Consider the following 16,893-nt stretch of genomic DNA (forward strand, 5'->3'; position numbering starts at 1 on the left):
GTCCCGCCCTGGACCAACATCCAGTTCTAGGCCAGGATGGTGACGCTGCCGGTCGTGCCGTCGACGGTGACGATCTGCCCGTCGTGCAGCCGCGAGGTGGCGTCGCCGGTGCCGACGACGGCGGGGATGCCGTATTCGCGGGCGACGAGCGAGGCGTGCGCGGCAAGGGTGCCACCATCGGTGACCACAGCCGCGGCCCGCGCGAACAGCAGCGTCCACGCCGGTGACGTGGCCCTTGCCACGAGGACCTCGCCTTGCGTGAACGCAGCGAAGTCGTCCGGGCCGCGCACGATCCGCACCGGCCCGGTGGCCCGCCCGGCCGATGCCGGATGCCCGGCGATGGCGTCCGCATCAGGATCGCCGCCGCGGGCGGCGCGCACCGCGTTGTCGATCAGGTCCCCGATCAGCCGCGGCGGGCGGCCGAGCGTGACGGGCGCGGCCAGCCGCCGGCGCTGCTCCCATGCCGCGTGCCGGAAACGGGACCGCGCGGCGAGGTCGGCGGGGTCGGCGTCGATGGCGGCGACCACTTCGTCATAGGTGCAGAAGTGCACGTCTTGCGGCTGATCGAGGAGGTTGCGGTCAGCCAGGTACTGCCCTGTCCTGGCGGCGCAGGCTCGCAGGACCGGCCAGCCGAGGGTGAAGTCGCGAGCCTGTTCCTCGCGGATGGCCGCGTAGCGTTGCGCCACCCGCAGCAGCGCGTCGAAATCGGACAGCAGTCGTGTCCGGTCTGCCAGCACGGCACGGCAGGTTGCCTCAGCGGCAGCCCGCTGCTCAGACAGCATCTGGTGACGGGCGGTGATCCCGGTGTGGTCGGCGGCGATCGGGGGAAGTTCGGCAGCGACAGGCTGGTGCCAGTCGAGGCTTTGCACCTCATGCCCGGCCGGGGCCCCGGGTTCGGCGCCGGGCAGGCCCCGCAGCAGCACCTGCACTCCGATGTCCGGGTCGAGTACGCCGGTGAGATGCTCGCGGCAGAACCGGGCCAGCCGAGCCTCCATCTTCCAGGCCGAGCCGCCGACGACGGCCAGCAACCACATGTAGGCTCCGGCCTCCCGCGCGATCGCGGTGGCCAGCTGCGCCAGCCGGGCCGGACCGGCGGTGTCGACTTCGGCCTGCGCGGTGGTGACCAGTGCCCGGTAGCGGGCCAGTTGCACGTCGCGCCAGTGCCGGTACAGGCCTGACAGGACTTTGCGGTCGGCGGCGGCGGGGTCGCGGCCGACCTGGATGAGCGCATGGAACAGGGTCCTGATGGCCCGGCCACGCCCCCGGGCGAGGACCGCGGCAAGCAGCCGCGCTGACGGGACCGGGGCGGCGGTGTAGTACCAGTCGTTGACCAGAGCCCACCGGAACGGCACCCGCACCCCGATGGTGGTGTGCATGCCATCGAGGTATCCGCCCTCCAGCTCGGGCAGCAGCCACGTCGCGAACAGCGGCGTCACAGCCTCGGGCAGCCACTCGCCGACGCGGAAGTTGCGCATCCACAGACCCGGCCCCGGCGGATCCCAGGACACCGCGTCCGGCAGGGCTGTCATCGGGCGGGACTGCAGCAGCCACAACCTTCCGACCGCGTCGATGGCCCACTCGATGTCCTGCGGGCACCCGTAATGTGCGGCCACCCGCACGGCGAGGTCGGCGACCTCAGCGGCCTGGCCGGTGTTCAGCACACCATCGAGGCCGGACCCGGCACGGGTGCGCACCGCCTGGCCGGAGCAGACCGTCCACTCCTCACCGTTCTGCTCGCCGGAGACCAGGGACTCGCCAAGACCGGCGACGGCGGTGACGACGACCTGGTCACGGGCACCGGTCACCGGATGGGCGGTGAACACCACCCCCGCGGCAGCAGCGTCGACCATCGACTGCACCAGCACCGCCATCGTGGCCTCGCCACCCGGCTGCACCCGACGGTCGTGGTAGGCGCGGACCCGCTCGCTGCCTGCGGCGGCGAAACACCGCCGCACCGCCTCGGCGAGCCCGTCGGGTGCCACGTCGAGGAACGTCTCGTACAGGCCCGCGTACGAGGCGTCGGGCAGGTCCTCCGCCGCGCCCGACGACCGCACCGCGAACCGGCCGCCGCCGCACCGCGCAGCCGCCTGCGCCAAAGCCTCGACCAGGCCCGGGTCGGTAAGGGCGTCGGCGGTCACCACGAACCCGGGCGGCACCGCGAACCCGGCGCCGGCGAGTTCGGCCAGCACGGCAGCTTTCCCGCCGGCACGGCCCCTGGCGGCCGCCGCATCGGCCAGGTCGATCAGCCACGATCGCGTGCCCACACCAGCACCTCCATATGTAGCATCGCAAACTATGGTATTGCTACACTGGAGCCGCCCAGAACGCAACCCTCGCCCGGCAAGGAGAACCCGAAGGTGCTGCCGATGCGCCCCGAACTGCTCAAAGGCCACCTCGAGGCCATCCTGCTCGCCGTGCTCGAAGACCAGCCCCGGCACGGCTACGCGATCATCGAGGCGCTACGCGAAGGCAGCGGCGGCACCCTGGACCTACCCACCGGCACCGTCTACCCGGCACTGCACCGCCTCGAGCGCACCGGCCTGATCCGCAGCGACTGGGAGACCGTCGGCGGACGCCGGCGGCGCGCCTACCAGCTCACCCCGTCCGGCCGTCAGGCACTGACCGACCAGCGGGCCATCTGGGAGCAGTTCTCCACCGCCGTCACCACCCTGCTGACCCGACGGCCATGGCCGGCAGCCTCATGAGCACCGCGGCCACCGCCGACGGCAATCAGGTGCTCAACTGCTACCTGGCAGAACTCGCCACCCGGCTGCACGGCCCTCGCCGCGCGCGCACCCGGATCCTCACCGAAATCCGCGACGGCCTCGTCGACGCCATCGACGCGCGCGTCGAAAAGGGCACTCCACTCGGAACCGCCGTCGCAGCCGCCGTCAACGAGTTCGGCGACCCGGCCACCGTCGCCCGCTCGTTCGCCGGGGAACTGGCCACCGTATCGGCACGCCACACCATCGCAGCGTTCATCCTCACCGGACCGCTGGTCGGCATCTGGTGGCTGCTCCTGCTGCACCCCCAACCGTGGCGCGCGGGCGCTCACGCGATGCTGGCCGCCATCCCCGCCCTACCGCTCGTCGCCATCGCCGTCGCGACCGCGGCCGCAACCTTCGCCCGTACCGGAAGACTGACGCGCTGGCTGCCCGAAACGACCCCGCGAAACGCCGTCACCGCTGCCGTCGCCATCGCCGCGCTGTGCATCGCCGGCGACCTCACCATCCTCAGCATGCTCATTGCGAAGATCCTCGCCGGCAGCACCGTCGACACAGGACTCGCCGTCATCGCAGCGTCGGCGAGCACGCTGCGAGCCACTGTCACGGCCGCGATCCTCGTGCGCTGCATCCGCAGCCGCCCATGCAACGGCAGCTCGCTGCCATGCCGTCACAGCAAGCCTTTGCAGGGCGACGGCTGGCGCAGTCCTCGTAAGAGCCAGGTGGATGTGATCGCCGACCGGCGCGGCAGCGACTCCGACACCACTTGATGTTCTGCACCCGCCTTGACGGTGTCTCCTCGGACCCGGGCAGCGATGACGTCCGGCCGACAGCCTGGCGGCTCGACGTGGTCGACGGGCAGCCGCTTGGGGCAGCCGAACTATCGGACGTTTACGGTGCCCATCATGCCGAGGTCTTCGTGGTCGAGGATGTGGCAGTGGTAGACGCTGCGCCCGGAGTGACCGGTGAACGGGATGCGCACGCGGACCTGGCCATACGCCGGTACGAGGACGACGTCCTGCAGGATCCCGGCCGGTGGTGTCCCGATGCTCGCGTCCATGACGTGGAAGGGCCACGCGTGTAGGTGGAACGGGTGATCCATCGGGCAGGTGTTGACCACTGTCCACTCCTCGGTGGTGCCGAGGGTGACGGTCTGGTCGTCGCGGCCGGGGTCGAAGGTGCGTCCGTCGATGGTGAACGCCATGCCCATACCCATGCCCATGCCAGGGCCCATCCCCATGGCGAGGGTGAGCCGGCGCTGTCCGATGACCGGTCCCTGCGGTGTGGTCGGCGCGGGCAGTGCCGCGGGCAGCGGCGGTGGCGTGCCGGCTGCGCCGGTGACGGCCAAAGTCGCCAGGATGACCGGACCCCGTGGTCCACCCGTGGTCCCCATACCGCCCATCATGGCAGCGCTGCCGCGGTCGTAGGGTGCGGCCAGCAGCGCGAACCGGCCACCGGCCGTGGGACGCACGATCACGTCAGCGCGATTTCCCGGGGCGAGGACCACCTGGTCGCGGTTGACGGGCGCGGCAAGGAACCTGCCGTCGAAAGCGATCTGGGTGAGCCGGTGCCCGTCCAGGCGCAGGGCCAGCACCCGCGACACGCAACCGTTGATCACCCGCCACCGTTCCACGCTGCCCGCAGAAACGTCGAGGACGGGCTCGTGCTGACCGTTGACCAGCACCAGGTCACCTTCCCGGCCCTGCACCCTGGTCATGGCGTCGGCCGGCACGACGTGGCCGTCGCCGTCCAGCGTGGTGTCGGTTACCACCAGCACCCGGTCGGTAGTCACCGGCAGGTTCACGCCGTCTTCGACCAGGAGCGCGCCGGCGAGTCCGGCGAAGATCTGGTCGGCGACGGTGCCGTGATGGTGCGGGTGGTACCAGAACGTGCCGGCGGGATGATCGGACGGAATCGGGATCTCGTAGTCGAATCCCGCCCCGGGGTCGACGGTGATGAACGGGTTGTCGCCGTTCGCCTGCGGCGACACGTACAGGCCTGGGTGTGCAGGTTCGTCGGCTGCGCGAGCTGGTTGACCAGCTGTATCCGCAGCAGGTCTCCCGGCCGTACGCGCAGCGTCGGTCCCGGTGAGCTCCCGTTGTACCCCCACGCCGACGTGTCCAGGCCCGCTAGGCACGCGCCCGCAGCGGCCGTCAGCCGCACGTCCAGGATTCCATTCCGGCTGGCCAGCACCTCGGGCTGGCGCAGCGGCTCGCCCGTGTCGGCCGGTGACAGGCGGCCACCCTGCGACGGCCTACCAGAGTCGGTGTACCAGCCGGTCATCCCGGCAACGACGCTCGCCGCGCCCAGCCCGGCCAGGCCGAGAGCCCGGCGACGGCTGATCGGGCGCGCGGTCATGGCAGCTCGCCCTTGCGACGCCGGTACTCCTCTTCATCGATCTCGCCGCGAGCAAAGCGCTCATCGAGGATGCGCCGGGCCCGCGAGCGGTCCGGGTGGCGTGTGGTCGCCGGACCGTCCGGCCGGGTCTGCGTGACCCTCAGCGCGAGATAGCCCAGGACCAGCAGGCCGAACACGATCAGGAACGGCCAGATCCACATCCAGCCCATCGAATAGCCCATCATCGTCAGCACCTCTCTCGTAGTGGCGAGGCCGACACCGGCGTTGAAACGGACTGTGCAGGCCAGGCACCCTCAACGCTACGTACTCGTCCGGGCTCTCGACCCCTGCCATTGGTCCCGACCGCGGCGCCAAGTGACCCAGACCGATGCCGAACGACACCCAGCCGTGTGCGGCCGGGACATGCCGAGGAGGTGGGTCGTTCGCGGGTCACGACAAGGCGCAGGCTGACGATTGGCGGTCGTCGCCCGTGATCGCCGAAGCGCAGCGTGGCGGCATCGCCAATGGGCCATGCGGGACCAGCCGGTGGCACCTCCAGGGATCCCCTATCCGGTGCCGAGCCGGCGCCCACAGCATCGCCCTACGCTCGGCGGCGTTAACAGCTTGGGATCGAATCATCACTGTGAGATGAGGATGTGCTGTGACGAAGTCCGTAAACCTCCTCGGCCTGGCGGCGCTGACGACAGGGGTGTTGCTGTCCGGGTGCGCCGCGACCGACGCTGAAACACCCGGCGCCTCTGCCGCCACGTCCGCCGTCGCCGCCGCACCCGCCACGCCAGGAGCAGCGACCGTCGCGAAGATCTCCGCGAACACCGCGTCCGAGTCGGAGATCGCCGCCGCGCTTCGGGCAGCAGGGGTCACCAGCCCCGAGCGGTGGGCCGAGGAGGTCGTCGAATACCGCCCGTACGCCACCGACGACACGGCCCTGAACCGGTTGCGGCAGAAGCTCGCCAAGTACAACCCTGGCGAGGAGACCATGAACAAGATCCTGGCCGCGCTTCGGCCATGACAGTCCTCGACCGCATCCGTACGACCGACACCGCCACCAACCTGCGCGCGGGCATGCTTGTCCTGGCCGCGGTGGCGGCAGCGGGCACCGCGGTCGAACTGGCGACGGAGCGGCACTGGAACGGAGCGGTGCAGCTGATCCCATGGTTCGCGCTGGCCATGCTCGTCGCAGCGTGGGTACTGACGGCGTGGCGGCCCCGGCGCATGTCGCTGACCGCCGCGCGCGCCCTCACCGCTGTCGTGCTGCTCGCCTCGCTGTACGGCGTCTGGGAGCACATCGAGTCCAACCTGAACGCGGGATGGCTCGACGCGTTCTACGCCGCCGGCTGGCAGTCACTCGGCACCGGCACCCGCTGGTGGTACGCGATCACCAAGACGGTAGGCGCCGCACCGCCGCTCGCGCCGGGCATCCTCGCCCAGGCCGCGCTCCTCGTGCTGCTGGCAACCTGGCGCCATCCCGCCACGGCGGACCCCGACCCCGGGGCGCGCTGATCGACTGCACCGTCAGCCCGCGACCGTGCACGATTCGACTTCGCGATCAAGGACCCGCCAAGCCGTGCCTCGACGTGCCGCGCCACCCCTCTGCGGCAGGTCGGCGCGGTCGTGTGATGCGGTCCGCGTTGCCGCCGCCATACCCCTGGGGGTATGGTCGGATCATGCAGTTGAACGAAGCACTCGCCGGGGATGCCCTCAACAGGCTCAAGCGCGCCCAGGGACAGCTTGCCAGCGTGATCTCGATGATCGAGGAGGGCGAGGAGTGCGAGAAGGTGCTCACCCAGCTCGCCGCCGTGTCCAAGGCTCTGGACCGGGCGGGGTTCAAGCTGGTCGCCTCAGGCCTTCGGCACTGCCAGCGCGCCCGCGAGCGCGGCGAGGAGCCGCCGATGAACGAGGACGAGCTGGAGAAGCTGTTCCTGGCTCTGGCCTGATCCACTAGCCGACACCGGGTCCGGTGTCGGCTTCTTTCGGCCAGGCAGATACCCCTAGGGGTATATCTCACTTGCTGAAGTCTCAACGAAATATACCCCCGGGGGTATCAGTCAAGGAGTGGAAAGTGGAGATCATCTCGTTCCGCACGCCTGGTCTGGGCGACCAGACCTACCTGCTCACGCACGAGGGCCAGGGCGTGCTCGTGGACCCGCAGCGCGACATCGACCGGTTCCTGGCCGCAGCCACCGAGCGCGACGTGCAGTTGCGGTTCGTGCTGGAGACGCACCTGCACAACGACTACGTCTCCGGCGGTGAGCAGGCCGCCCTGCGTACCGGTGCCGAGCTGGTCCTGCCCGCCGCGGCCGCGGCTGCATATCCGCACACCCCGGCGTTCCACCTGGAAGACATCAAGGGCGGGCGGGGTCTGACCCTGCGCCCGATCCACACCCCCGGCCACACCCCGGAACACACCAGCTACCTCGTACTCGTTGACGGCGAGCCGGTGGCCGTGTTCTCCGGCGGTAGCCTGCTGGTGGCCTCCGCCGGCCGGCCCGACCTGCTCGGCCGGCCCCGAGCCCGCACCCTCGCCAAGCTGCAGTACGGGTCGCTGCACCGGCTCGCGGGACTGCCCCGCGACGTCGAACTGCTGCCCACCCACGGCGAAGGCTCGTTCTGCACGGCCAGCGGTGCCGGCCGCTACACCTCCACCATCGGCGCGGAGGTCGACACCAACCCGCTACTGGCTGTGGCCGACGCCGAAGCCTTTGCCCAGCGGCTGATGGCCGAGCCGATGCCCATCCCGGCCTTCTACCAGCACATGGGACCGGCGAACACGCTCGGCGTGCCGCCCATGCCTACGGTGACCGTTGACGAGCTAACCCTGGACGACGTCCCCGACGGCGCGCACGTGGTCGACATCCGGCCGCGGGCCGACCTCGCCGAAGGGCACCTGCCGGGAGCGGTCGGTATCGAGCTGGGCACCGACTTCGGCTCCTGGGCAGGGTGGCTGCTGCCCTACCAGGAGCCGATCGTGCTGGTGGCCCAGCGCGACCAGGACGTGGCCGAGGCGGTCACCCAGCTGGCGCAGATCGGCGTCGACAGCGTCCGCGGAATTGTCTACGAGCTCGGCGACGCCGCGTCCGCGGCCTTCGAACTGCTCGACCTGCGGGCGTTCACCGACTGCGTGAGGGCCGATGACGCGCAGGTGCTCGACGTGCGTATGCCCAGCGAGCAGGCCGCCGTCTCGCTTGACGGCGCAGTGCGGCGGTTCCTGCCCGGTCTGATCACCGAAGGTATCCCGGCCGAGCTGGACCGCAGTCGACCGGTGCTGGTCGCCTGCGGCTCCGGCCGCCGCGCCGCCATCGCCGCGACCCTGCTGCTGCGCGAGGGCTACCAGCCGGTGGTACTCACCGGCGCCGGCGTGCCCGACGTCGTCGCCGCGCAGTCCGCCTGATCAAGCACCCGTCCCGTGAAAGGAATCGCGCATGACCACGACCGCATCCGCCAACATCCGCGTCGACGCCACCCGGGCGTTGATCGCTTTCGACCCCGACGTGCTCCTTGTCGACGTGCGCACGCCTGGTGAGTACGAAACAGCCCACATCGCGGGGGCCGTCAACCTGCCCCTCGACCGGGTCGACAGCCACCTTCAGGACGTCGTCGCCGCTGCCGGCACCACCATGGTGATCATCTGCCAGTCCGGCAACCGGGCCGAACAGTGCCGGACCAAACTCGCCACCGCCGGCCTGACCAACGTGGCCGTCATGACCGGCGGCATGAACGCCTGGCTCGCGGAAGGCTGCCCCGTGGTACGCGGTCGGCGGCGCTGGTCGCTGGAGCGCCAGGTCCGCCTCGCCGCTGGAGGCATCGTGGTCGCGTCGGTACTGGTCAGCGTCTGGGTGCCCGCGGCACGGTACCTGGCCGGATTCATCGGTGCCGGGCTCACCTTCGCCGCCCTCACCGACACCTGCGCCATGGGCATGATGCTGTCCAGGCTTCCCTACAACCGACCCGCGAGCAGCACCGACGTGCGGCAGGCGCTCGCCGGGCTACGCGACAGGGCCGGCCGGTGACCGCCGGGCTCGTCCTCACCCTTGCCGCGTCCGTCGCTATCGGCGTGGCCCTGGGGCTGCTCGGCGGTGGTGGTTCGATCCTCACCGTCCCGGTGCTGGTCTACCTCGCCGGAGTCGAGCCCAAGCCGGCGATCGCCATGTCACTTGTCGTGGTCGGCGTGACCAGCGCGGTCGCGCTGGTGACGCATGCCCGGGCGGGCCGGGTGCAGTGGCGTACCGGGGCGCTGTTCGGCACCGCCGGAATGGCCGGAGCCTACGCAGGCGGCCGGGTCGCCCAGTACATTCCGGGCACGGTGCTGCTGATCGCTTTCGCGGTGATGATGCTGATCACCGCGGTCGCGATGCTGCGGTCCCGGCACGGCTCCACCGCACCGGACCGGCACCAGGACCAGCCGCTGCCCGTGGCCAAGATCCTGGCCGAGGGCGTGGCCGTCGGGCTGGCCACCGGCCTGGTCGGCGCGGGCGGCGGGTTCCTCGTCGTGCCGGCCCTGGTCCTGCTAGGCGGGCTGCCCATGCCCGTCGCCGTGGGCACGTCACTGCTCGTCATCGCGATGAAGTCGGTCGCGGGACTGTCCGGCTATCTGCACAGCGTCACCATCGACTGGCGCCTGACCGCCGCGGTCACCGCCGTCGCCGTCGCAGGCAGCTTCGCCGGCGGCAGGCTGGCCGGGCGGATCGACCCCGCCCTGCTGCGCCGGACATTCGGCTGGTTCGTCGTGGTCATGGGCGTGGGCGTCTTGGCCGGCCAACTCGCCGGGTAGAGGCCCTCCGCGGCTGGCCGGCGAGCGGAAGGCCGGCACTCGCCGGTTGTCCCTGAAGCAAGCATGAGCGTGGACCGCCGGCGATCCAATATACCCCAGGGGGTATATTGGCTTGGGAAATGAGATCTACGAAAGAGAGCGCCATGTGCCAGCGTGCCGTCTGCAGCAAGTGCGGCAAGGCGACGTACCAGGGATGCGGGATGCACGTCGAGCAGGTCCTCGCCGACGTGCCAATGCCGCAGCGGTGCACGTGCGACCAGGCACAGGACCGGCCGAGGCGTGGGCTGTGGGCAGTGCTGCGTCGCCGCTGAACACCCAGGCACCGCAACATCACAGCGGCCCGAGTGGACCAGTGGGCTGGCGAAGGTGCCCGTAGAACCGTCCCGTGGCCTGCTCCCCCATCCGGCGAAGGCGGGCCAGCAGCGGATGTTGCCCTCCGCGCTCGCCCCGCCCTGAATGCCAGTTCCGCGGCCCGAAGCGGCTCGGTGACCCGCACCCCGTGTGCGGGTCACCGGAATGGCACGCCGACGTCACGCGGTCAGATCGATGCGCACCGACGGCGGGTCGGCCAGGCTGTTGTGCACCGTGCAGTGCTCGATCACGGCACACAGGGCGGGCCGTCGATGAGCGGGCAGCGCGGCGGGGACGGTGACAGTCAGGTCGATCGCGGCCACGCGGGCCGGGCGGTCGGCGGCCATGCGGTACGCGACCTGCACGCCCAGGCCCTCGCGGGTGATGCCGTGGCTGGTCAGGAAGCGCCCGGCGTAGTAGGCGACGCAGCCGGCCAGCGACGCCACGAATATTTCGACCGGGGTCGGGGCCGCATCCTCGCCACCGGCCTCTGCGGGCTGGTCGACGAGAATGCGATGCCCGCGCACGGTGATCTCGTACCGTTCGCCGCCGTCGTGGCGGACCTGCAGGACGTGGGCCGGCATCTTGGTGATCGCGGTGGACATCGGCGTCCTCCCCCTAGATGAAGATGATCTGGGCACCGTCGGACTTCTCGATGAAGTCGGCGGCGCTGATGATGGCCTCGACGGGCTCGAACAGATCGCTTTCGGCGAGGTGCATCATGTCGGCCGACATCCGGCACGCCCACAGGTGACCGCCGGAGTCGACGATCTGCTGCAGGAGCTCCGGCACGCTCGGCACGCCGATCTGCGCGATCTGCTTCTTCATCTGGCGGGTCGCCATCGCGGTCATGCCGGGAAGCCCGCCCAGGCCCTGCGGCAGGTGGGTGGCGGTGTTGCCGAGCATGGTGAACTTCAGTTCGTCCATCCGCGACTTCGTGATCATGTCGAAGCCCCAGAAGGTGAAGAACAGGTGGGTCTCCACGCCCTCGCCGAGGGCGGCGTTGGCGAGGATGAGCCCGGGGTAGGCCATGTCGAGGTTGCCTTTGGAGCAGATGATCGCCAGCTTGCGGCCGGCCGGGGCGGTGGAGCCGAAGTCGGGCACGGTCGCCGCGTGCGGGATTTGCTCGTCGGCGTGGACGGTGGTCATGGCTTGCCTTCCTTTACACGCAGCCGTGCGGTTTGGGCAGCCCGGCGATGTAGGCCATCTTCTTGGCCGGCTTGCCGGGGAACAGGGTGAACAGGTCCTTGATCGGGATGCCGGTGAGGGTGGAGACCCGGCGCAGGGTCGCGGTCTGGCCGAGCTCGGGGAAATCCGCGCGCAGGAACCGGATCGGTGTCCAGTGCGCGTCGGTCATCTCGATGCCGATGGCGGCGGCGAGCTGGCGGCCGAGTTGCTCGTCCCACTCGTCGTAGTCGGTGAGGAAGCCTTCGGTGTCGACGTGGACCTGGGCGGTCCCGACGGTCGTGACGGGCATGGGTTACTCCTTGCTGATGTTGGGCTGGTGTTTGCCGGCCATGGACAGGTGGGCCGGCAGCGGAAGCCGGCGTCCGGGCAGCAGCGCGTTCCAGTACAGCCAGCGGAACGCGAGCTTGCCCCAGTGGTTGGGTCTGGTCTCCTCGAGCAGCCGGAAGGGTCCGGCTGTCGGTATGGGGTAGGTGCCGGGCAGGGGTTCGGTGTCGTAGTTGAAGTCGATGAGCAGCGCCTTGCCGTTGCCGGACTCGACGAAGCAGTTGGCGTGCCCGTCGAAGGCGCCGGTCATCGGACGTCCGTCGATCAGCTGCAGGAAGTTGGCGGTGAAGACCTCGGCCGCGAAGTGGGCCACCGATCCGGCTTTGGAGGTGGGAATGTCGTTGGCGTCGCCGAGGGCGAAGATGTTGGCGTGGCCTTTGGCCTGCAGCGTGTGCTTGTCGACCGGGACGTGGTTGAGCTCGTCGCCGAGGCCCGAGCGGGCGACGAAGTCGGCGCCCATGTTCAGCGGCACGGTGACCAGCTGGTCGAACCCGATCTCGCGCTCGTCGTAGGAGACCAGCGTCTTGCGGTCGGGGTCGATCCGCTCGACCAGGAAGTCCGCCTCGACGGCGATCTTGCGGTCGTCGAGCATCGACCCAAGCAGCGTCGATGCGATCGGCTTGGTGAACGCGCCGGTCAGCGGCGTGGCATAGACCATCTCGACCCGGTCGCGGATACCGCGGTGCCGGAAGTACGCGTCGGCCAGGAATGCGAACTCCAGCGGCGCCACCGGGCACTTGATCGGCATATCGACGATGTGGACCACGAACCGGCCACCGTCGAAGCCCGCGAGGGCCTCGGCCAGGGCGGTGGCGCCGTCGAGGGTGTAGAAGTCGAAGATGCTCTTTCGCCACAGCGGGCCGAGCATGCCCGGGGTCTGGTCCGGGCGCGGCTGCGTACCGGTCGCGATCACCAGGTAGTCGTAGGGCAGTACCGTGCCGTCAGCCAGGTGGACGGTGTTCGCGGCGGCGTCGATCCGGTCGATTTCTTCGATGACCAGGTCGACGCCCCTGTGCAGATGGCGCCTGCGGGGCTTGACGAGGTCGTCGGGCCGGTATGCACCGAACGGGAGGAACAGGAACCCCGGCTGGTAGGCGTGCGCGTCGTCCCTGTCGACGACCGTGACCTGCCACTGCGCGGCATCCAGACGGCGCCGCAGCTTGTTGGCCACGATCGTCCCGGCCGTACCCCCACCCAGAATCACCAACCGGCGCATCCCGGAACACCTCTCAGCTACTCAAGGAGTGGCCCCTTCACCTTCGACGGTATGGAAGCCGGTGTTCGGTGCTCAGGGCCGTAAGTCCTGCTCCGGCTGGGAAAGGTCCCGTTCGCGCACGCCCAGAAGCGACTATCGACTCGCACGCATGATCCGTCGGCCCAGGCGCTATGCGCGGCCCAGGTCCTGACCGACGGCCGAAGCCTGCGTAGGCGACGCACCCGGGACCTCGGACCGGGCGCACCGGGACTATCGGCCCTGACCAGGCAGCCCTCGGCACCCCTACGCTTACCGAGAAGCCACGCCTGCCCCGGGGAGGTTCTCGACGATGGCGGCAACGGGATGGCCTGCCATGGCCAGCGAGCCGGTCAGCCGGCGCCGGGCCCTGGCCCTGCTGGGGCTGGGCGGGATGGTCATTGCCGCCGGTGGGGTGGGCTGGACGAGCTGCGCCGCAGGTAAACCCGGCAGTGGCGAGGCCCTGACGCAGCCGCAGCTGCTCACCAGCCGCGACGGGCTCCTCGAGGTGACACTCACCGCAGCACCGGGCACACAACTGGCCGGGCGAGAATCCTCCGCATGGGCGTACAACGGCACCTCGCCCGGACCGACCCTGCGGGTCAAGGCCGGTGACCTGCTGCGGGTGAAGCTGGTCAACAACATCGACCAGCCCACCAACCTGCACACCCACGGCCTGCACGTGTCCCCGCAGGCAAACAGCGACAACCCGTTCGTCACCGTCGCCCCCGGCAACAGTTTCGACTACACCATCGCCGTCCCGGCCGACCACCCGCCCGGCACGTACTGGTACCACCCGCACCACCACGGCACCGTCGCCGACCAGATCTTCGCCGGGCTCGCCGGGGCGCTGCTGGTCCAGGACGGCCTTGACCTGCCCGTCGACGACGACATCGTCCTGCTGGTCACCGACACCACCCTCGACGGCGCCGGCAACGTCATACCGCCCAGCCCCATGGTCAGGATGGCCGGCCGAGAAGGCGAACTCGTGCTCGTCAACGGCCAATACCAGCCCGTCATCACGGCCTCGCCCGGCACCACGCATCGGTGGCGGATCATCAACGGTTGCGTCTCGCGCGTGCTCGACCTGCGGCTTGAAGGGCACCGGCTGACCCAGATCGCGCTCGACGGCGTGTTCCTGCCCGCCCCGGCCGAGCACGACCGGCTGGTGCTGGCCCCAGGCAACCGTGCCGACCTGCTTGTACGCCCGGCTGACAGCGGCCGGTACGCGCTGATCAGCGAACCCTACGACAGGGGCGGGCTGGGCATGATGGGCGACATGATGAACGGCGGATCGGCCACCCGCGGCCCGGTCACCCTGGCCACCCTTCACAGCCAGGGACCGGCCGCCGCGGCGCCGCCGCTGCCCGCGACCCTGCCCGCGCCGCCCGTCCCACCGGACACCGTGACCGCCCGGCGTCAGATCACCTTCGCCACGGGCATGGGCATGGGCATGGGATTCACCATCGACGGCCGGAGCTTCGACCCCGACCGCGACGATCAGCGGGTTCAGCTCGGCACCACCGAAGAGTGGACGATCGTCAACACCAGTCGCATGGACCATCCGTTCCACCTACATGCCTGGCCGTTCCACGTGTTGACGCCCCCCGGCACCAGCCCGGCGGCCGTACGCCAGGACGTCGTACTGGTGCCGGCGGGCGGCTCGGTCCGGCTGCGCATCCCGTTCACCGACTTCGCCGGCCGCAGCGTCTACCACTGCCACATCCTCGATCACGAAGACCTCGGCATGATGGCCACGGTCAACGTCAGTGCCTGAGCACCCCAGAACCATCCGCCCGAGCGGCACCGGCATTGGGGAGCCAGACGGCCGTCATCGTCGCAGCGATCACCACCGCCGGATACCAGGCCGTCCACGCGCCACAGACCTGACCTGCCACGCGCCGTACGGTGCCGGTGCGACATCAGCCAGGACAGGCAAGATTCGAGGATCCAGCGGCGGCGGCCGAGCCGCTTGGATGACTCGACACCCTTGCGGGCGACCCGAACCCTTGGTCCCGCGTCGACGTAGCTCCTCGCGCAGGGCACGCATGTCGTAGTCCCTGTCTGCGTGTAGCTTGGCCGACCGCCAGCGGCGTCGGCCGGCCGGGGTGAGAAACCGCGGGCACGCAGTCGAGCATGGGCAGTAAGACCTGGCTGTCAGGTACGTTTGCCGCGGTCGCAAGGACGGCCAGGGGTACGCCGGCCCGGCCGCAGATCATGTAGATCCTGCTGCCTGGCTTGCCTCGATCGACCGGGTTTGGGCCGGTCGCCGTCAGCGGATACCGCATCGAGTTCATGGTCTTCGAGCGTCGCGGCCCTCTGCCTCGGACGAGCCTAACGGTTGGGCACGGGCGGTCGATCCCTACTGGAAGCAGTACGGGGAACAGGCGGACCTATGCCTTGCCAGACATTCATCGGAACTCTGCGCCCTGGCTCATGCCGGTCGAGGTGCGCGCCGGTCGCGGCGACGCTCGAGTTCGTCCTCGTCCACGAAGGTGACCATCTGCGCTCCGGGCACACCCAGCATCACCACGATGAACCTGGTCGTCGCGTCCTCGAGATTGTTGGCGTCCTGGTAGTGGATCAGGTCTCCCCCGGGTTCCCAGAATGCCTCACCTGCCCTGATTACCCGTTCGGGCTCACCCTCGAGCTCGAACAGCATCTCCCCCTCGAGCAGGTAGCCGAAGACCGGACCGGAGTGCCGATGCGGCGGCAGACCGCGTCCACCCGGCGGTATCTCCACCAGCAGGGTTGTGACCTGGGTGGGTTGCGGGACGGTCGGCGGGGTCTGCTCGGACAGCGTTGTCAGGACCGAGGTGATCGGCCACGCTGGCTGCGGTGAAGAAGTCATGATTTCACGCTAGGCACGGTAGATGCCGTTTACGGCCAATTTCGATGCTTTGGCCCGGCGTCGACCCCGGGGCCCGGAGGGCTGCAAAACCCGCTTCTTGCGGCGACCCGGCGCTTCCTGATGTATGTGGCGGGCGATGTGCTCGGCCGAGCCGGCGTTGACGCCTAGATGATCTCTGACGTTCTAGGCAGGTGTCAATGACAGTGGCTCTTTGCCGGCCAGCCACAAATTTCTCGAGTCCGCCTATGCAAGGGCGGCCACTCACCGTGGTAGGCGATCTCCAAGGCTCGCATGTTGTGTGGTCACGCCTGGCCAGTCAGGATGCGTAGACCGCGGGCCGAGCGCGCGCGAGGTCATCGGGCGACCGCGCGCTCTGCACTGCTTGACCGCTGGCCGGTGCGGCGCTGGCCGTACGGCGTCACACCCCGGGGTTTGAACACGGCCAGGACTGTCGCGGCGAGCAGGACGATGATCGCGGCGACCGCGTCGGCGACGAGTTGTACGCGCACGCCGTGCAGGTCGGTGGCGTGTGCATCGCTGCTGGTGGCGAGGATGCCGATGGGTTGGGTGTGCAGGAGCAGCACGGCGGTGGCAGGGATGGTGAGGATGAGTTTGGCCAGGACCCAGTAGTGGCGCAGCAGGCCCCAGGGTGTGCCCAGCGACTGGATCATGCCGGTGAGGAATGACGCCAGCGCGAGCGGGACGATGATCGTCCAGGTGATGACGTCGGCGGCGAGGTAGAGGGCGTGGGCACGGTCGGGGTCTGTGGTGTTGAGGCCTGCGATGGCCAGGGCGAGGAAGGCGGCGACGGCGCCGAGCCAGCCCAGTGAGGTGGTGACGTGTGCGGTGAGGGCAGTTTTGCGAAGCCGGGGTGGCATGGCCATCACTGGCCGCCGTGTGCGGGGGTGCTGCCGGTGAGGTGCAGGGCGAGGAACGCTGCGACCAGTAGCACGGCGATGAGGCCGGAGACCTTCACCCAGCGGGGCATGCCGATCGGTGCCGGGGTGCGGTCGTCGCCGGCCGCGGTGTGCTGTGTCATGTCGACTCCTCGAGCGGGGTGTGCCGGTCCGCCATCACCTTATCGATACACATTGTCTTA

Annotated in this window: 19 protein-coding genes and 1 pseudogene; 9 read left to right on the top strand and 11 right to left on the bottom strand. The window is 69.8% G+C overall.

Features of this window, described 5'->3' with window-relative positions; genetic code table 11:
• Positions 1–26 precede the first annotated feature (26 nt).
• The gene (locus ACFQO7_RS22495; protein ID WP_376808194.1) at positions 27–2,264 is read right to left on the bottom strand and encodes a PEP/pyruvate-binding domain-containing protein; all 2,238 of its coding nucleotides are present in this window, start codon (positions 2,262–2,264) and stop codon (positions 27–29) included.
• 102 nt (positions 2,265–2,366) lie between these two features.
• Here ACFQO7_RS22495 and ACFQO7_RS22500 point away from each other — a divergent pair, with 102 nt between their 5' ends.
• Together ACFQO7_RS22500 and ACFQO7_RS22505 are read left to right on the top strand one after the other, a co-directional pair.
• Positions 2,367–2,705 (top strand): PadR family transcriptional regulator, encoded by a 339-nt coding sequence (locus ACFQO7_RS22500; protein WP_376808195.1) that lies wholly within the window; start codon positions 2,367–2,369, stop codon positions 2,703–2,705.
• Complete coding sequence (locus ACFQO7_RS22505) at positions 2,687–3,493, top strand: permease prefix domain 1-containing protein (RefSeq protein WP_376808196.1); 807 nt, start codon at positions 2,687–2,689, stop codon at positions 3,491–3,493. The genes ACFQO7_RS22500 and ACFQO7_RS22505 overlap by 19 nt, the downstream gene beginning before the upstream one ends.
• 110 nt (positions 3,494–3,603) lie before the next feature.
• On the opposite strand, the gene ACFQO7_RS22510 is transcribed toward ACFQO7_RS22505, so the two are convergent.
• The 3 genes and pseudogenes from ACFQO7_RS22510 to ACFQO7_RS22520 form a co-directional block, all read right to left on the bottom strand.
• Positions 3,604–4,713, bottom strand: a complete 1,110-nt coding sequence (locus ACFQO7_RS22510) for a multicopper oxidase family protein (RefSeq protein WP_376808197.1) — start codon at positions 4,711–4,713, stop codon at positions 3,604–3,606.
• Between the two features lie 47 nt (positions 4,714–4,760).
• Positions 4,761–5,081 (bottom strand): annotated as a pseudogene (locus tag ACFQO7_RS22515) (hypothetical protein); the annotation flags it as partial.
• Positions 5,078–5,305, bottom strand: coding sequence for an SHOCT domain-containing protein (locus ACFQO7_RS22520; RefSeq protein ID WP_376808198.1), 228 nt, complete (start codon positions 5,303–5,305; stop codon positions 5,078–5,080). The gene ACFQO7_RS22520 and the pseudogene ACFQO7_RS22515, both read right to left, overlap by 4 nt.
• A gap of 416 nt (positions 5,306–5,721) precedes the next feature.
• Here ACFQO7_RS22520 and ACFQO7_RS22525 point away from each other — a divergent pair, with 416 nt between their 5' ends.
• The 6 genes from ACFQO7_RS22525 (at position 5,722) to ACFQO7_RS22550 (ending at position 9,849) form a co-directional block, all read left to right on the top strand.
• Complete coding sequence (locus tag ACFQO7_RS22525; RefSeq protein ID WP_376808199.1) at positions 5,722–6,090, top strand: hypothetical protein; 369 nt, start codon at positions 5,722–5,724, stop codon at positions 6,088–6,090.
• Entirely contained in the window at positions 6,087–6,581 is a 495-nt protein-coding gene (locus tag ACFQO7_RS22530; protein ID WP_376808200.1) for a hypothetical protein, read from the top strand. Before ACFQO7_RS22525 ends, ACFQO7_RS22530 begins: the two co-directional genes overlap by 4 nt.
• A 164-nt stretch (positions 6,582–6,745) precedes the next feature.
• On the top strand, positions 6,746–7,015 hold the full coding sequence (locus ACFQO7_RS22535; RefSeq protein WP_376808201.1) for a metal-sensitive transcriptional regulator: 270 nt from the start codon (positions 6,746–6,748) through the stop codon (positions 7,013–7,015).
• A gap of 125 nt (positions 7,016–7,140) precedes the next feature.
• Positions 7,141–8,469, top strand: a complete 1,329-nt coding sequence (locus ACFQO7_RS22540; RefSeq protein ID WP_376808202.1) for an MBL fold metallo-hydrolase — start codon at positions 7,141–7,143, stop codon at positions 8,467–8,469.
• A 31-nt stretch (positions 8,470–8,500) separates the two neighbouring features.
• Positions 8,501–9,088 (top strand): rhodanese-like domain-containing protein, encoded by a 588-nt coding sequence (locus tag ACFQO7_RS22545; protein WP_376808203.1) that lies wholly within the window; start codon positions 8,501–8,503, stop codon positions 9,086–9,088.
• Positions 9,085–9,849, top strand: a complete 765-nt coding sequence (locus tag ACFQO7_RS22550; protein ID WP_376808204.1) for a sulfite exporter TauE/SafE family protein — start codon at positions 9,085–9,087, stop codon at positions 9,847–9,849. Before ACFQO7_RS22545 ends, ACFQO7_RS22550 begins: the two co-directional genes overlap by 4 nt.
• A gap of 530 nt (positions 9,850–10,379) precedes the next feature.
• On the opposite strand, the gene ACFQO7_RS22555 is transcribed toward ACFQO7_RS22550, so the two are convergent.
• The 4 genes from ACFQO7_RS22555 to sqr are packed head-to-tail and all read right to left on the bottom strand — an operon-like array spanning position 10,380 to position 12,928.
• Entirely contained in the window at positions 10,380–10,805 is a 426-nt protein-coding gene (locus ACFQO7_RS22555; protein ID WP_376808205.1) for an OsmC family protein, read from the bottom strand.
• Between the two features lie 13 nt (positions 10,806–10,818).
• Positions 10,819–11,349, bottom strand: coding sequence for a DsrE/DsrF/DrsH-like family protein (locus ACFQO7_RS22560; protein ID WP_376808206.1), 531 nt, complete (start codon positions 11,347–11,349; stop codon positions 10,819–10,821).
• 13 nt (positions 11,350–11,362) lie between these two features.
• A complete protein-coding gene (locus tag ACFQO7_RS22565) occupies positions 11,363–11,677 on the bottom strand; it encodes a TusE/DsrC/DsvC family sulfur relay protein (protein WP_376808207.1) in 315 nt (104 codons plus the stop codon).
• A 3-nt stretch (positions 11,678–11,680) separates the two neighbouring features.
• Positions 11,681–12,928 (bottom strand): type III sulfide quinone reductase, selenoprotein subtype, encoded by a 1,248-nt coding sequence (sqr, locus tag ACFQO7_RS22570; protein ID WP_376808208.1) that lies wholly within the window; start codon positions 12,926–12,928, stop codon positions 11,681–11,683.
• A 328-nt stretch (positions 12,929–13,256) separates the two neighbouring features.
• Between sqr and ACFQO7_RS22575 the strand changes: the two genes are divergently transcribed.
• A complete protein-coding gene (locus ACFQO7_RS22575) occupies positions 13,257–14,720 on the top strand; it encodes a multicopper oxidase family protein (protein ID WP_376808209.1) in 1,464 nt (487 codons plus the stop codon).
• 657 nt (positions 14,721–15,377) lie between these two features.
• Here the strand turns inward: ACFQO7_RS22575 and ACFQO7_RS22580 are convergent.
• The 3 genes from ACFQO7_RS22580 to ACFQO7_RS22590 form a co-directional block, all read right to left on the bottom strand.
• The gene (locus ACFQO7_RS22580) at positions 15,378–15,794 is read right to left on the bottom strand and encodes a cupin domain-containing protein (RefSeq protein ID WP_376808210.1); all 417 of its coding nucleotides are present in this window, start codon (positions 15,792–15,794) and stop codon (positions 15,378–15,380) included.
• A 353-nt stretch (positions 15,795–16,147) separates the two neighbouring features.
• Positions 16,148–16,672 carry a DUF2269 domain-containing protein gene (locus ACFQO7_RS22585; protein WP_376808211.1) on the bottom strand — a complete coding sequence of 175 codons (525 nt, stop codon included), beginning with the start codon at positions 16,670–16,672 and terminating at the stop codon, positions 16,148–16,150.
• A 5-nt stretch (positions 16,673–16,677) separates the two neighbouring features.
• Positions 16,678–16,833 carry a hypothetical protein gene (locus ACFQO7_RS22590; protein WP_376808212.1) on the bottom strand — a complete coding sequence of 52 codons (156 nt, stop codon included), beginning with the start codon at positions 16,831–16,833 and terminating at the stop codon, positions 16,678–16,680.
• Between the last annotated feature and the right edge of the window lie 60 nt (positions 16,834–16,893).

The organism is Catellatospora aurea (assembly GCF_042663325.1).
Lineage (GTDB): Bacteria > Actinomycetota > Actinomycetes > Mycobacteriales > Micromonosporaceae > Catellatospora > Catellatospora aurea.

Excerpts from the sequence above, each read along its gene's own strand:
- ACFQO7_RS22555 (WP_376808205.1), bottom strand. The coding sequence starts at position 10,805 with ATGTCCACCGCGATCACCAAGATGCCGGCCCACGTCCTGCAGGTCCGC.
- ACFQO7_RS22580 (WP_376808210.1), bottom strand. The coding sequence starts at position 15,794 with ATGACTTCTTCACCGCAGCCAGCGTGGCCGATCACCTCGGTCCTGACA.
- ACFQO7_RS22560 (WP_376808206.1), bottom strand. The coding sequence starts at position 11,349 with ATGACCACCGTCCACGCCGACGAGCAAATCCCGCACGCGGCGACCGTG.
- ACFQO7_RS22505 (WP_376808196.1), top strand. The coding sequence starts at position 2,687 with ATGGCCGGCAGCCTCATGAGCACCGCGGCCACCGCCGACGGCAATCAG.
- ACFQO7_RS22565 (WP_376808207.1), bottom strand. The coding sequence starts at position 11,677 with ATGCCCGTCACGACCGTCGGGACCGCCCAGGTCCACGTCGACACCGAA.
- ACFQO7_RS22590 (WP_376808212.1), bottom strand. The coding sequence starts at position 16,833 with ATGACACAGCACACCGCGGCCGGCGACGACCGCACCCCGGCACCGATC.
- sqr (WP_376808208.1), bottom strand. The coding sequence starts at position 12,928 with ATGCGCCGGTTGGTGATTCTGGGTGGGGGTACGGCCGGGACGATCGTG.
- ACFQO7_RS22520 (WP_376808198.1), bottom strand. The coding sequence starts at position 5,305 with ATGATGGGCTATTCGATGGGCTGGATGTGGATCTGGCCGTTCCTGATC.
- ACFQO7_RS22535 (WP_376808201.1), top strand. The coding sequence starts at position 6,746 with ATGCAGTTGAACGAAGCACTCGCCGGGGATGCCCTCAACAGGCTCAAG.
- ACFQO7_RS22500 (WP_376808195.1), top strand. The coding sequence starts at position 2,367 with ATGCGCCCCGAACTGCTCAAAGGCCACCTCGAGGCCATCCTGCTCGCC.
- ACFQO7_RS22585 (WP_376808211.1), bottom strand. The coding sequence starts at position 16,672 with ATGCCACCCCGGCTTCGCAAAACTGCCCTCACCGCACACGTCACCACC.
- ACFQO7_RS22530 (WP_376808200.1), top strand. The coding sequence starts at position 6,087 with ATGACAGTCCTCGACCGCATCCGTACGACCGACACCGCCACCAACCTG.
- ACFQO7_RS22575 (WP_376808209.1), top strand. The coding sequence starts at position 13,257 with ATGGCGGCAACGGGATGGCCTGCCATGGCCAGCGAGCCGGTCAGCCGG.
- ACFQO7_RS22545 (WP_376808203.1), top strand. The coding sequence starts at position 8,501 with ATGACCACGACCGCATCCGCCAACATCCGCGTCGACGCCACCCGGGCG.